11 protein-coding genes are annotated in these 14258 nt (G+C 71.7%); 10 read left to right on the forward strand and 1 reads right to left on the reverse strand.

The annotated features are described in order from the left end of the window. Positions 1 to 13 precede the first annotated feature (13 nt). Positions 14 to 1336 (reverse strand): hypothetical protein, encoded by a 1323-nt coding sequence (locus OG598_RS00070; protein WP_328652504.1) that lies wholly within the window; start codon positions 1334 to 1336, stop codon positions 14 to 16. Between the two features lie 107 nt (positions 1337 to 1443). On the opposite strand from OG598_RS00070, the gene OG598_RS00075 reads away from it, so the two are divergent. From OG598_RS00075 to obgE, 10 genes are all read left to right on the forward strand, one after another. Beyond that, positions 1444 to 3444 (forward strand): TIGR03960 family B12-binding radical SAM protein, encoded by a 2001-nt coding sequence (locus OG598_RS00075; protein WP_328652505.1) that lies wholly within the window; start codon positions 1444 to 1446, stop codon positions 3442 to 3444. A gap of 262 nt (positions 3445 to 3706) precedes the next feature. Continuing rightward, a complete protein-coding gene (locus OG598_RS00080; protein ID WP_328652506.1) occupies positions 3707 to 4147 on the forward strand; it encodes a hypothetical protein in 441 nt (146 codons plus the stop codon). Between the two features lie 10 nt (positions 4148 to 4157). After that, on the forward strand, positions 4158 to 5642 hold the full coding sequence (locus OG598_RS00085) for a hypothetical protein (RefSeq protein ID WP_328652507.1): 1485 nt from the start codon (positions 4158 to 4160) through the stop codon (positions 5640 to 5642). Positions 5643 to 5652: 10 nt separating this feature from the next. After that, complete coding sequence (gene mycP / locus OG598_RS00090; protein ID WP_328652508.1) at positions 5653 to 7059, forward strand: type VII secretion-associated serine protease mycosin; 1407 nt, start codon at positions 5653 to 5655, stop codon at positions 7057 to 7059. A gap of 155 nt (positions 7060 to 7214) precedes the next feature. Then, on the forward strand, positions 7215 to 8027 hold the full coding sequence (locus tag OG598_RS00095; protein WP_112586001.1) for a TIGR03936 family radical SAM-associated protein: 813 nt from the start codon (positions 7215 to 7217) through the stop codon (positions 8025 to 8027). 131 nt (positions 8028 to 8158) lie between these two features. Then, entirely contained in the window at positions 8159 to 11281 is a 3123-nt protein-coding gene (locus tag OG598_RS00100) for an Rne/Rng family ribonuclease (protein WP_328652509.1), read from the forward strand. 116 nt (positions 11282 to 11397) lie between these two features. After that, on the forward strand, positions 11398 to 11880 hold the full coding sequence (locus OG598_RS00105) for a hypothetical protein (protein ID WP_328652510.1): 483 nt from the start codon (positions 11398 to 11400) through the stop codon (positions 11878 to 11880). Between the two features lie 166 nt (positions 11881 to 12046). After that, complete coding sequence (gene rplU / locus OG598_RS00110) at positions 12047 to 12361, forward strand: 50S ribosomal protein L21 (RefSeq protein WP_007464063.1); 315 nt, start codon at positions 12047 to 12049, stop codon at positions 12359 to 12361. An 11-nt stretch (positions 12362 to 12372) separates the two neighbouring features. Beyond that, a complete protein-coding gene (gene rpmA / locus OG598_RS00115) occupies positions 12373 to 12627 on the forward strand; it encodes a 50S ribosomal protein L27 (RefSeq protein ID WP_007464062.1) in 255 nt (84 codons plus the stop codon). A 95-nt stretch (positions 12628 to 12722) separates the two neighbouring features. Next, positions 12723 to 14189 (forward strand): GTPase ObgE, encoded by a 1467-nt coding sequence (obgE, locus tag OG598_RS00120; protein ID WP_328652511.1) that lies wholly within the window; start codon positions 12723 to 12725, stop codon positions 14187 to 14189. Positions 14190 to 14258 lie beyond the last annotated feature (69 nt).

Consider the following 14258-nt stretch of genomic DNA (forward strand, 5'->3'; position numbering starts at 1 on the left):
CCCGGGGTGCCGCTCAGCCCCGCTCGGGCTGGACGATCTGGGCGCGCAGGGTGGCCAGCAGGTCGGCACTGTCGGCGACGGAGAGTCGGGTGAACACGCCGGTGGCGATGCTGCCGTGGTCGACCGACGTGCAGACCACCACGGCACTGCCGTCGGCGCTACCCACCGCGCACCGTTCGTGCCTGCCCCGCACACCGGTGTCCACGCTCTCCGGGGCATCCAACGCGTACCGCTTGGTGAGCCGGCTGATCTCGGCCTCCGCGTCCGACTCCGGGCTCAGCCGGAAGCCGGTGCCGCCGAAGACCGTTACCCGCTTGCCGCTCGTCGTGGCGTAGACGCCGGCGAACGTGTCCTCGGCCAGCCAGTGCTCCTTGCGTACCTCGTTCTCCAAATTCTGGGCGGCCTCGGTGCTGCGGCTGTCCTGCCGCAGGCTGAGGTCTTCCACCTGGGCGGGCAGGGCTGCGCGCGCCGGGTACTGGGCCGAAATCGGGAACCCGTAGTAGGCGGGGCAGCCACAGCAGCAGGCGAGGGTGAGCAGCAGCAGCCACGGCCAGCGGCGTCGTCGGCGGACCGGTACCGGCACGTACCCCTTGGGGGCCTGCCAACCGGGCGGTGCCGATGGCGGTGGCGCTGTGGATCGCCGACCCCGGCGCTGCTTCGGCACCTTCGGCGGCGCGGGTGGTGCGGGTGGCGACATCGGCCGGGCCGGCACCATGGGTCCGACGGCCCGGGGTGCGCTCGGGGCGGCCGGCGGCGGCACCTGGTGCGACCCGGCCGGGGGTGCGGGCGGCCCGGACCACTGCCGGGTGTCCCGCGACGGGGCCGCAGGAGCGGGCGGCCCGGACCACTGCCGGGTGTCCGGCGGCCTCGGATACGACAGTGTGGGCGGCAGTGGGGGCAGTTCGGCGGAGGGCAGGTCCCAGCCACCGGTGTCCACGCCGGCCCACGGGTCGACAGGGGTCTGGTGCTCCGGCGGCCCGACGGCCACCGGCGGGGGAGGGGTCGGCTCGGCCGACTCGCCCCAGGCGGGTCGGCGGGGCAGCGGCGGCGGCACCGGGGCCGAGCCACTCCACCTGGGCGCCGGGACCTCCGCGGTCGCGGCAGGCTCCGGCTGGTCCGGGGGTTCCGGCTGGTCCGTGGGTTCCGGCTGGTCCGGTTGGCCCGAGGGTTCCGGCTGGTCCGGGTCGTCCGTGGGTTCCGGCTGGTCCGAGGGTTCCGGCTGGTCCGGGGGTACGGGTGGGGAGGTCGGCTCGTCGGCGACCGCCCGGTCCCGCTCCGGCTCCGCGCCCGGGGTGCTCCCGTCGGCCGGCCGTGCTCCCGGCTGGGGCTCCGGCATCGCGGCAATCTCCTCTCGCGCCGAACCGAGGTTAATACCGCGCCGCCACCACCGCCGATCGGGCGTGCGCGCGATCGCCGTCGGAGGAACGCGTACCCTTGGGCATCATGAGTGCCCCGTCCACGACGCCGCGCGCGGCCGCGACCAACTCCGTGTGGTCCCAGCTCGAGCCGCTGCTACCCCAGATCTCCAAGCCCATCCAGTACGTCGGGGGCGAGTTGGGTGCGGTGACGAAGGACTGGGACTCGGCGACCGTGCGTTGGGCGCTGATGTATCCCGACGCCTACGAGGTGGGCCTGCCCAACCAGGGCGTGCAGATCCTCTACGAGGTGCTCAACGAGCTGCCGGACACCCTCGCCGAGCGGACGTACGCGGTCTGGCCGGACCTGGAGACGCTGATGCGCACGCACGGCGTGCCGCAGTTCACCGTCGACGCGCACCGGGCGGTGCGCGGGTTCGACGTGTTCGGCATCTCCTTCTCCACCGAGCTGGGTTACACCAACATGCTCACCGCGATCGACCTGGCCGGCATCCCGATGCTGGCAGCCGACCGCACCGACGCCGACCCGGTGATCGTGGCCGGCGGGCACGCCGCGTTCAACCCGGAGCCGATCGCCGACTTCATCGACGCCGCGGTGCTCGGTGACGGCGAGGAGGCGGTCCTGGAGATCACCGCGATCGTCCGGGAGTGGAAGGCCGAGGGCTCCCCGGGCGGCCGCGACGAGCTGCTGCTGCGGCTGGCCCGCACCGAGAGCGTCTACGTGCCGCGCTTCTACGACGTCGACTACCTGCCGGACGGCCGGATCCAGCGGGTCGTGCCGAACCGGGCGGACGTGCCGTTCCGGGTGCACAAGCGCACGACGATGGACCTGGACGCCTGGCCGTACCCGAAGAAGCCCCTCGTTCCGCTGGCCGAGACGGTGCACGAGCGGTACGCGGTGGAGATCTTCCGGGGCTGCACCCGGGGTTGCCGGTTCTGCCAGGCCGGGATGATCACGCGTCCGGTGCGGGAACGGTCGATCACCACTGTCGCGCAGATGGTCCGCGAGGGCCTGGAGTTCTCCGGCTTCAACGAGGTCGGCCTGCTGTCGCTCTCCTCGGCGGACCACTCCGAGATCGGCGACATGTGCTCGGGCCTCGCCCAGCAGTACGAGGGCACGAACGTCTCGCTGTCGCTGCCCTCGACCCGGGTGGACGCCTTCAACATCGACCTCGCGCAGGAGCTGTCCCGCAACGGGCGGCGTACCGGCCTGACCTTCGCCCCGGAGGGCGGGTCGGAGCGGATCCGCAAGGTCATCAACAAGATGGTGTCGAAGGAAGACCTGATCCGTACGGTCGTCACCGCGTACACCAACGGGTGGCGGCAGGTGAAGCTCTACTTCATGTGCGGCCTGCCCACCGAGACCGACGAGGACGTCCTCGAGATCGCCGAGATGGCCCACGAGGTCATCAGGGCCGGCCGGGCCGCGACCGGCTCCAAGGACATCCGCTGCACGGTCTCCATCGGCGGGTTCGTGCCGAAGCCGCACACCCCGTTCCAGTGGGCCGCGATGGACCGTCCGGAGGTCATCGACCACCGGCTCAAGATCCTCAAGCAGGCCATCAACGCGGACCGCTCGCTGGGCCGGGCCATCGGCTACCGCTACCACGACGGCGAGCCGTCGCTCATCGAAGGGCTGCTCTCCAGGGGTGACCGCCGGGTCGGTTCGGTCATCCGCAAGGTCTGGGAGAACGGCGGCCGGTTCGACGGTTGGAGCGAACACTTCTCGTACCAGCGCTGGGTGGACGCGGCGGCCGAGACGCTGCCCGCGTTCGGGGTGGACCTCGACTGGTACACCACCCGCCAGCGCGACGAGCTGGAGGTCCTGCCCTGGGACCACCTCGACTCGGGCCTGGACAAGGACTGGCTCTGGCAGGACTGGCAGGACTCGTTCAGCGAGTTCGAGCAGGACGACTGCCGGTGGACGCCCTGCTTCGACTGCGGCGTCTGCCCATCGATGGACACCGAGATCCAGATCGGCCCCACCGGCAAGAAGCTGCTGCCGCTCGCCCCGGTGGGTGGCAACGGCATGAAGGTCCCGTCGGGCCACTCGCACTCGCACCCCTGACCGAGCTGCCTTCGGGAAACGCCGGCTGGTGGTGACCCACCACCCTCCACATCCGACATGTCGCCCAACGGGCCCGCGTCTCGCGGGCCCGTTGGCGTTGTTCGGGCTCGGCCTGCACGGTGGCCCGCACCGGACCTTTCCGCGATATCGGCCGCCATCTGTACCACGTGCTGGTGGCTGGGGCTGCCTCGACTAGGTCAGACTCGATACGCTGCGTCTGACATGGACCGACCCGGCGGGTCGGGGACGGGGGAGGAATCGCATGGGGAGCATCCCGCCGCCGAGCATCGGCGATCTGCACGTCAGCGTCGAGGACCTGGACGCCGCCGCCACGTACGTCGAGCGGCTCAGGCAGTACATCGACGACACCATCAAGTACGAGATGGAACGCATCAAGACGCGGATGAAGGGCGACAGCAACAACGCCCAGACCGTCCCGAACGGGACCCCGTTCGGCGCGTACGAGGACGCCGTCATGCAGTGGCGGGCACTGGAGGCGTCAACGGTGAACATGGAAGCGCACCTCACCACGCTCTCCCAGAAGCTTGCCGCGCTCAAGGAGGGCACCGAGGAGATCGCCAAGGCGTTCCGCGACACCGAGGCGCGCAACGGCGCCAACGGCAAGGAGATCGAGCGGCTGCTGGAGTCGGCGGCGCCGCCGCCCACTGCCAGCGGCGCACCCACCTACCCGTACACGGCCTGAGGGGGACGTCATGGCTGGAGGAACCTGGGAGCGGTGCGTCCGTGAGGTGACGCTCTCCGCGGACCCGGAAACGGTCGGATCGGTCGGAGCGGGCTGGAGCAACCTCTCCAGTGGCCTTCAACAACTGCGGGACGCGCTCGTCGGCCGCTCGTTCGTCGGTCCGATCGCGACGGGCCAGGAACGCCCGCACGTCGGCGGTCTGCCCGGCATGCTCGCCGGCTGGAAGGGCGGCGGTGGTGACGCGTACCGCGAGCACCTGGGCAAGATCGGCAAGCAGATCGAGGATCTGATCACCGACGCGACGAACGTCAGTGGCGCGTTGACGCGGATCGAGGGCGACATCCGCAAGTCGGTCTCCACGATCCCGATCCCGCTGATGGACGACTTCGGTTTCAACGAGTGGAGCCTGCCCAACGGCACCGAGCTCGACGATGCCCGCGACGGCGAGAGCTCGTCGGGGTTCCTCGCCGCGCTGCGTAAGGACTACCAGAGCAATCCCGGCTCGTACGCCGACGGCGCGTTCCGTGACAAGGCCGACGACCTCGAAGCGACGATGAAGGTCGACGGTCAGGCCGGTGACCAGAAGCGGGGCGGCTGGTGGGACACCGGAGCCCACCTGGACAACTGGTACCGGGACAATCAGAACGCGGCGAACACCGCGATGGCGCCGCTGCCCCAGGCGGTCTACACCGAGCGTCCGAAGCTCACCGTGAACAGGCCGGAAAGTGGAATCGTCGAGGATGACCTCCGTCGCGACCCCCGGGTCCCGCCGTCGGGGCGGCCGGACATCGGCAGTGGCGAAATCGGCGGGAAGCCCGACATCGGTGGTGGCCCCACGATCGGCAGCAGGCCGCCGGGCATCGGTGACACGGGTGGTCCGACGTCCACCGTCGACCCGTTCTCCCCGACCAAGCCCGGTGGGCTCGGCGATGGCTCGCCCACCGGCGGCACGGGTCAGTTCACGCCCCCGTCGACGGGCTCCAGCTTGCCGGGCTACGCGGACGGCGACGCCGGCTACAGCAGCGGTCTGGCTGGCGCCACCCCGGGCGGGGTCGGCGGCCTGGGTGGCGGCATCGGCGGCGGCGGGGTCGGCAGCGCTGGTCTCGGTGGCGCCGGCGGTGGTTTCGGCGGCGGTGCCGGCGTCGGCTCGGCCGGCGGGATCGGCGGCGGTGCCGGCGGTGGTCTCGGCGGCGGTGCCGGGATCGGCGTGGGCGGCATCCCCGGCATGGTGGGTGGCGGCAACGGAAAACTGCCGCCGATGACGAGCGCGGCGAACGCGTTGCGCACGGCCCAGGCCGCCGGCGGCGCCGGGATGGCGGGTGGCGCGCGTGGTGCGGGCGTCGGCGGTGCCGGAATGATGGGCGGCGGCATGATGGGCGGCGCGGGTGGCGCCGGGCACGGTGGCGGCACCGGCTCCGAGCACTCGTCGTGGTTGACTGAGGATGACGATCCGTGGGGCCCTGGTGACGGGGCGTCCCCGGGTGTCCTTCGATGAGGATGGACGGATGAGGGTGAACGTCGGAAGCCTCCGGCCAGTGACCGCCTGCCTGCTGGCGGGGCTCCTGGTGGTGGGGGCCGCTCAGCCGGCGGCCGCCGCGCCCCGACGGGCCGAGCAGTGGTATCTGGACGAGCTCCGGATCGATCAGGCGCACAAGATCTCGACCGGTCGAGGCGTGGTCGTGGCCGTGATCGACACTGGTGTCGAGGCCGGCCATCCGGACCTGCGCGGTCAGGTGCTCGCAGGTGGCCGCAGCTACGGTGCCTCCGGAGATGGTCGAGCCGATGAGGACGGGCATGGCACACACATGGCCGGCATCATCGCGGCCAAGGGCAGCAGCGACGGCGTGACTGGCATCGCCCCCGGTGTGAAGATCCTTCCCATCAAGTTGCGCAAGGAGGATGGGGTCTACAAGAGCGCCGGGATGGCTCGGGGCATCCGGATGGCCGTCGACGGCGGCGCCAAGGTGATCAACATTTCCATCGGTGGCGCGGGCCTCGCCAACCCCGTGGAAGAGAGCGCAATCAAGTACGCCCTGGACCATGACGTCGTCGTGGTCGCCTCCGCGGGCAACACCGCCAGCGGCCGCACCGCCGTGGGCAGCCCCGCCAACGCCCCGGGCGTGATCGCGGTGACCGGGACGACCAGGGGTGGTGCGTTCTGGTCCGGCTCGGTCCAGGGGCCGGAGGCGGTGGTCGCCGCTCCCGGCGACGGCATCTACAACGTCGCCAACGAGGGGGGCTACGGCTGGGGCGACGGGACCTCCGACTCCAGCGCGATCGTCTCCGGTCTCGCTGCGCTGATCCGGTCGAAACATCCGGACCTCAGCGCTCCCAACGTGATCAACCGGATCATCCGGACCGCGCGGGACGCCGGTGCGTCCGGGCGGGATCCGCAGTACGGCTTCGGGGTGATCGACCCGACCAAGGCGCTGACCGCGAACGTGCCGCCGGTCACCGCCAACCCGCTGCTCGGCCCGGCCGCGGCGGCGACCGACCCGGGCCCGGCCCGTGCCGGAGGCGCGGACGAGGAGTTCGACGTCACCCAGCACGGCGACCGCGGTGGCCCCACCGACCAGCAGGTCATGGTGATCGGCATCGGCATCGCAGTGGTGCTGGTGTTGCTGCTGGGTCTGGTGGTCTTCCTCATCTGGAACCGCCGTCGGTACCGGCGGGAGGCGGCCCGGGCCGCCGACATCCCGGACGAGGTGCTCGACCGGGCGGCCCAGGGCGCGTACCCGCCGCCTGCCGCGGGTTACGCGCCACAGCCGGGCTATCCGCCCCCGCCCGGCTACGCGCCGCCTTCCGGGTATGCCCCGCCTTCCGGCTACGCCCCGCCCTCGGGCTACACCCCTCCCTCCGGCTACGGCCCGCCGCCGGGTGGGTCGCCGCCCGCGCCGCCGAGGGAGCGGTAACCGGTCCGTTCATGGTGGCCGGCCGGTGACCTCCACGTCGCCGGCCGGCCATCGGCCTTCGCGCCGGGTGGTCGCGACCCCGGCGACCGTTCTGTACCCGTCTGTCTGGCGATTCGGCCGCCCCGGCTGCGTACCGTCACGAGCCCTGCGCCAGGATGGGCGGACACGCAGGTACACCCGAGGAGCCCACGATCGCCAGAAAGCCTCAACCCGAGGGCGGCCAGGCACCGGTCGTCCAGCGCGTCCGCATCCGGTACGCCAAGCGCGGGCCGCTGCGATTCACCTCGCACCGGGACTTCGCCCGGGCGTTCGAGCGCGCGCTACGCCGGGCCGCCGTGCCGGTCGCCTTCTCCCAGGGTTTTCACCCGCACCCGAAGATCTCCTACGCCAGCGCCGCCCCGACCGGAGTGGCGAGCGAGGCGGAGTACCTGGAAATCGCCCTTCAAGCGGCCGTCGACCCGGAGGCGTTGCGCGCCGCGTTGGACGCCGCGCTCTCGCCGGGGCTGGACGTCCTGGACGCCGTGATCGCCGAAGGGGGCAACCTGCCGGACCGGATCGAGGCGTCGCACTGGCACATCGAGTTGCCTGAGGTCGACACGGCGGTGCTGCGCGCCGCTGTGGATGCCTTCGTCGCGGCCGAGGAGGTGCTGGTCGAGCGGATGACCAAGCAGGGGCGACGCACTTTCGACGCCCGAGCCGCCGTGATATCTATCGATGTCCAACTGCCTACGCCGACGCCTTCCGGGGCGCCGGCCGTACCGTGTGCGATACTCGAACTGGTCGTGCGGCAGGTCACCCCGTCCGTACGGCCCGATGACGTCCTTTCCGGCCTCCGCGTGGTGGCCGACCTGGAGCCGCCGGTTTCGCCGAGGGTGACACGGCTGGCTCAGGGCACGTTGACCGCGCAGGGTGCGATCGTGGATCCGTTGGATGCGGACCGCGACGGGGCAGCCATCGTTGGGCACTGACCGACGGTCGGTGTTCTGGCAGGCAGACTTCGGCGGTCGCGCACCACGCGCGCCCGGCGGAAACACTTTTGCGGCGACCCTGCGTGGCAGCGCTCACCCGCGCCCGGGCTAGCCAGAACTGGAGAACGTCCATGCTCGAGAACGAGCCCGAGGGCGGCGAACGGACCGGTTCACAGCCGGCCGGTGACACCGCCGACCAGAGCACCACGGCCGACGGCGCCGCCGTCGAGACCTCCACCACGGCTGTCGGTTCGGCCTCGGTGGAACCGGCCGGCGCGGAGAGCGCTCCCGCTGAGGCCGTCGAACCGGCCGCGCCGGTGCGGCGCGCCCGGGCGACCCGTCGTCGGGCCGCCCCGCTCAACCAGCCGGAGCAGACCGACGCCCCGATCGAGGCGCCCACCGGTGGCGCCGGCAACGTCGAGTCCCCGCAGGCGGAGGTCTTCGCCCCGGTCTCCGGCGACCTGGACGTCGCACCGAAGACCCCCCGGCGCCGCCGCAAGGCCACCCCCGTCGAGACGACCGCCGAGGAGCCGCTGGTCGCCGCCTCTGCGGAGGCGGCCTCGGCCGAGGTGGTGCCGCCGGTCAAGGTGACCCGTACCCGGCGCAAGAAGGCCACACCGGCAGCCGTCGAGGAGCCGCCGGCCACCGAGCAGCCGGCCGTCGCCGACGAGTCGCTTGCGGTCGAGGAGCCGGTCGTCGAGGAGCCGGACGTCACCGAGGAGCCGGCGGAGTCCGACCTGCGCGAGGCCGAGGCCGAGTTGAACGACTCCCCGGCCCTCCCGGGCACGTCCGCCGCCGATCTGGCCTGGAGCAGTGGTGCGCAGGACCGCTCCGGTGAGGTGCCACCGGGTGTGGCCGTCTCCGGCGTGACGGATGAGCCGAACGAGCCGGCCGAGATCGAGCCGGAGCAGCCGCGTACCCGTCGTCGGCGCGCCGCGCTCTCCGCGCCCACAGTGCTGTTCATGGCACCCCAGCCGGACGCCGTGCCGGTGACCCGACCGGTGGAGCCCGCCGCAGCGACCGAGGAGCCGGCCGTCGAGGAGGCCGCCGAGCCGTCCCGCCGCCGTCGGCGTGGTCGCCGCGAGGTCGAGCCGGTGGAGCCGATCGAGGCCATCGAGGCCGAAGAGGAGCCGACCGAGGAGGCCGACGAGGCCGCCGAGGCGGATGAGGACGACGAGGACAGCGCCGCCGCGCGCCGCCGCCGCCGGCGTGGTCGCCGTGGCCGTGGCCGTGGCAAGGGCGGGGCCGACGACGCCGAGGACGAGGAGTCCGAGGAGGCGGCGCAGGCCGACGAGGAAGAGACCGCGGAGGCAGAGGCCGAGGCCGACGAGGACGAGGAGTCCGAGGGCGGGGACGGTCTGACCCGTCGTCGTCGCCGCCGTCGTCGTCGTGGCGCCGGTGACACCGAGGGCGCTGCGGATGACGGCGTGCCGACAGTGGTGAAGATCCGCGAGCCGCGCCGGACCGTCGACGAGGTGCAGGGTGTGTCCGGCTCGACCCGGCTGGAGGCCAAGCGCCAGCGCCGCCGGGACGGTCGTGAGCAGCGCCGTACCCGCCCGCCGATCCTCAGCGAGTCGGAGTTCCTGGCGCGCCGGGAGGCTGTCGACCGGGTGATGGCGGTCCGCCAGCGCGGTGACCGCACCCAGATCGCCGTCCTGGAGGACGGCGTGCTGGTCGAGCACTACGTCACCCGCAACTCCTCCGGGACGATGGCCGGCAACGTGTACCTCGGCAAGGTGCAGAACGTGCTGCCGAGCATGGAGGCCGCGTTCGTCGACGTCGGTCGGGGCCGCAACGCCGTGCTGTACGCCGGTGAGGTCAACTGGGACACCTCCGGGCTGGAGGGGCGGGCCCGCTCGATCGAGCAGGCGCTGCGCTCCGGCGACTCGGTGCTGGTCCAGGTCACCAAGGACCCGATCGGGCACAAGGGCGCGCGGCTGACCAGCCACATCGCGCTCTCGGGCCGGCACCTGGTCTACGTACCCAACGGCAACGCCTCCGGGATCAGCCGCAAGCTGCCGGACAACGAGCGCAAGCGGCTGCGGGACGTGCTCAAGAAGCTGGTCCCGGACGGCGCGGGCGTGATCGTCCGGACGGCAGCCGAGGGCGCCACCGAGGACGAGCTGGCCCGCGACGTCAAGCGGCTCCAGGCGCAGTGGGAGGACATCCAGGCCAAGGCCGCAGAGGGTGGCGCCCCGGCGCTGCTCTACGGGGAGCCCGACCTGGTCATCCGCGTGGTCCGGGACCTGTTCAACGAGGACTTCCGCGAGCTGGTGATCGAGGGCGAGCAGTCGTACGACATCGTCGAGTCGTACCTGTCGCACGTCTCCCCGGACCTGGTGGACCGGGTGCGCCGGCACGTCGGCACGAGCGACGTCTTCGCCGAGTACCGGATCGACGAGCAGATCATCAAGGGCCTGGACCGCAAGGTCTTCCTGCCCTCCGGCGGTTCGCTGGTGATCGACCGCACCGAAGCGATGACTGTCGTCGACGTCAACACCGGCAAGTACACCGGTTCCGGGGGCAACCTGGAGGAGACCGTCACCCGCAACAACCTGGAGGCGGCGGAGGAGATCGTCCGTCAGCTCCGGCTGCGGGACATCGGCGGCATCGTGGTGATCGACTTCATCGACATGGTGCTGGAGTCGAACCGTGAGCTGGTGCTGCGCCGACTCACGGAGTGCCTGGGCCGGGACCGCACCAAGCACCAGGTCACCGAGATCACGTCGCTCGGCCTGGTGCAGATGACCCGTAAGCGGATCGGCGCGGGCCTGCTGGAGGCGTTCAGCGAGACCTGCGAGTGCTGCAAGGGCCGGGGCGTCATCATCCACACCGAGCCGGTGCCGGAGAAGCCGCGTCCCGCCGGTGCGGGGGAGAAGGTCAAGGCGGTCGCCTCGGCGGTGGCTCCCGCTCCGGCGGCCGAGCCGGCTGTCACCTCGTCCCGCCGCCGGGCGCGCAAGAACGCCCCGGCCGCGGCCGAGCGGACCGCGGTCGAGGTCGTCGACACCGACACCACGGCCGAGCCGGGCGCCGACTACCAGGACACCATGGGCTACGACCTGTCCCGCTACGAGTCGGACACCGCCGCGGCACCGGCGATCTCCGACGCTCAGCAGGGTGAGTCGGCTCGGCTGGCCGCGGCGGACGACCCGGACGCGCTCGCTGACGGTGAGGGCGACGAGGAGACCACCGAGGGCGGTGGCGGCCGTCGCCGGTCGCGTCGCGGTGGCGCCCGTCGGCGGACCCGCCCCTGAGCGCCTGACCGGCCACGTGTTTGACGAGGTCCCTCTCCCGGCAAAGTGACGGGGGAGGGACCTCGTCGTTGTGGCCACCCGGTCCTCGATCGGCCGTCCCAGGTCAGGAGAAGAAGATGCGCCGTCTGCTCGCGGTCACCGCGCTGCTCACCATGCTCACCGTCGCGGCCGGCTGCTCCACCGGTCAGACCGCCGAGGGCGCCGGCTCGGCGGCCGCTGGCACCCCTACCGGCCCGACCGGCGTGCCGGCCAGCGGTGGTGTGGCCGGCGGCAACGCCACCCAGGTCTGCGCCGCCGCGCAGGAGGCCAGCACGACTGCCGTTCGGACGTACGTGGGGGAGTTGGGTCGGATGCTCGCGGCGGTGGGCGCGGGGGACAGCCGTACGGCCGAGGTTGCCCGGGGACGGGCCGAGGCGGCGCTGGCGGACTGGCGGACCGTGCTGCGGGAGCAGTCGGAGCGGACCGCCGATCCGCAGCTCAAGACGCTGCTCACCGACCTCGGCACCGAGGTTTCCGCGCTCGGTGCCGATGTCGAGTCGATCGACGAGACCGAACTCGACCGGCTCCAGCAGCGCCTCGACCAGCTCTGCGCGCGCTGACCAGGGCGGGCCGGTTTGGGGTCCGGGCCAGCGATGGCGTACTCTTGCCTGCGGCCCACCTTTGGTGTGCCGAGTTCCCGTGTGCCCGCGCCGCCGTGCACTGCTACCCGGCGAGCCGCTGCGGGAACGACCGCCAGCAGCCTCAACGACAGGGAGTCCGCCTCCGATGTACGCGATCGTCAAGACCGGCGGCAAGCAGTACAAGGTCGCCGAGGGCGACGTGATCGAGGTCGAGAAGCTCACCGGTGCCCCCGGTGACGCGGTGAAGCTCACCGCGGTGCTCCTCGTCGACGGTGACGACCTGGTGACCGACGCGGCGAAGCTTGCCGAGGTCGCGGTGTCCGGCGAAATCGCCGCGCACACCAAGGGCCCGAAGATCCGGATCCACAAGTTCAAGAACAAGACTGGCTACCACAAGCGCCAGGGTCACCGCCAGCCGTTGACCCAGGTCAAGGTGACCGGCATCTCCAGCGGGAAGTAGGTCGTCCTCCAATGGCTCACAAAAAGGGTGCGTCCAGCTCGCGTAACGGTCGTGACTCCGCGGCCCAGCGACTCGGCGTGAAGCGCTTCGGTGGTCAGGTCGTCAGCGCCGGTGAGATCATCATCCGGCAGCGTGGCACCAAGTTCCACCCCGGTGACCTGGTCGGCCGTGGCGGCGACGACACGCTGTTCGCGCTGTCCGCCGGTGCGGTCCTGTTCGGCACCAAGCGCGGTCGCAAGACCGTCAGCATCGTTCCGCAGCAGTAGTTCTCGGGCTAAGCGGGCCGCGGACCTCCGGGTCCCGGCCCGCTTAGCCTTTTTAGCGAAGTGCGAGGTCGAGCCTCGCTGGAAGGATTGACGCCGTGGCAACGTTCGTTGACCGGGTCGTTCTGCATCTGCAGGCCGGCGATGGCGGGCACGGTTGTGCCTCGATCCACCGCGAGAAGTTCAAGCCCTTCGGTGGGCCGGACGGCGGCAACGGTGGGCACGGGGGCAGCGTGTCCCTGGTTGTCGACCCGCAGGTGACCACGCTGCTCGACTTCCACTTCCACCCGCACGTCAAGGCCGACAACGGCAAGGGCGGCGCCGGCTCGAACCGGGACGGGGCCAACGGCCACAACCTGGTGCTGAAGGTGCCCAACGGCACCGTGGTGCAGACCTCCGATGGCACCGTGCTGGCCGACATGGTCGGCGCCGGCACCACCTTCGAGGTCGCCCGTGGTGGGCGTGGCGGGCGGGGCAACGCCTCGCTGGCCAACGCCAAGCGCAAGGCGCCCGGCTTCGCCGAGCTGGGGGAGCCCGGCGACCAACTGGACATCGTGCTGGAGCTGAAGAGCGTCGCCGATGTGGGCCTGGTGGGCTTCCCGTCCGCCGGCAAGTCGTCGCTGATCTCGGTGATCTCCGCCGCGAAGCCGAAGATCGCCGACTACCCGTTCACCACACTGGTGCCCAACCTCGGCGTGGTGCGGATGGACAACCACACCTTCACCGTCGCGGACGTGCCGGGCCTGATCCCCGGCGCGGCCACCGGTAAGGGCCTGGGCCTGGAGTTCCTGCGGCACATCGAGCGTTGCGCCGTGCTGGTGCACGTCATCGACTCGGCGACCCTGGAGCCCGGCCGTGACCCGGTGGCTGACATCGACGCCATCGAGGCCGAGCTGAGCCAGTACGGCGGCCTGACCGACCGTCCACGGCTGGTCGCCATCAACAAGATCGACGTGCCGGACGGCCGCGACCTCGCCGAGATCGTGCGCCCCGACCTGGAGGAACGCGGTTATCAGGTGTTCGAGGTCTCCGCGGCCACCCGGGAGGGGCTCAAGGAGCTGACCTACGCGATGGCCGATCTGGTCGACGCAGAGCGTAAGGCCGCTCCGCCCGCCGAGCCGACCCGGATCGTCATCCGCCCGATGGCCGTGGACGACGACGGTTTCACCATCACGGCCGAGGCGGACGGCTCGTTCACGGTGCGCGGTGTCCGGCCGGAGCGCTGGGTCAAGCAGACCAACTTCGACAACGACGAGGCGGTCGGCTACCTGGCTGACCGGCTGGCCCGGCTCGGGGTGGAGGACAAGCTGGCCAAGGCCGGCGCGCAGCCCGGTGATCTGGTGCGGATCGGCGCGCGCGAGTTCGACTGGCAGCCGACCCTCTTCGCCGGTGTGGACTTCGTACCCGGCAACCGGGGCACCGACGTCCGCCTGGAGGAGAAGTCGAACCGGGCCTCCGCCGCGGATCGACTCGCCGCCCGGAAGGCTCGCCGGGTGCGTTCGGCCGACGATCTGGGCGCGGACGCGTCCGACGACGATATCGACGACGAGGACGACGCCGAGTAGTTCGTTGCGCTCCGTGGTGGGGTTGATTTCCGGAAACCTCCCCGAAATCCACGCCTCCTAGCGTGGGGT

This window comes from Micromonospora sp. NBC_00330, assembly GCF_036136635.1.
Taxonomy (GTDB): domain Bacteria; phylum Actinomycetota; class Actinomycetes; order Mycobacteriales; family Micromonosporaceae; genus Micromonospora; species Micromonospora salmantinae.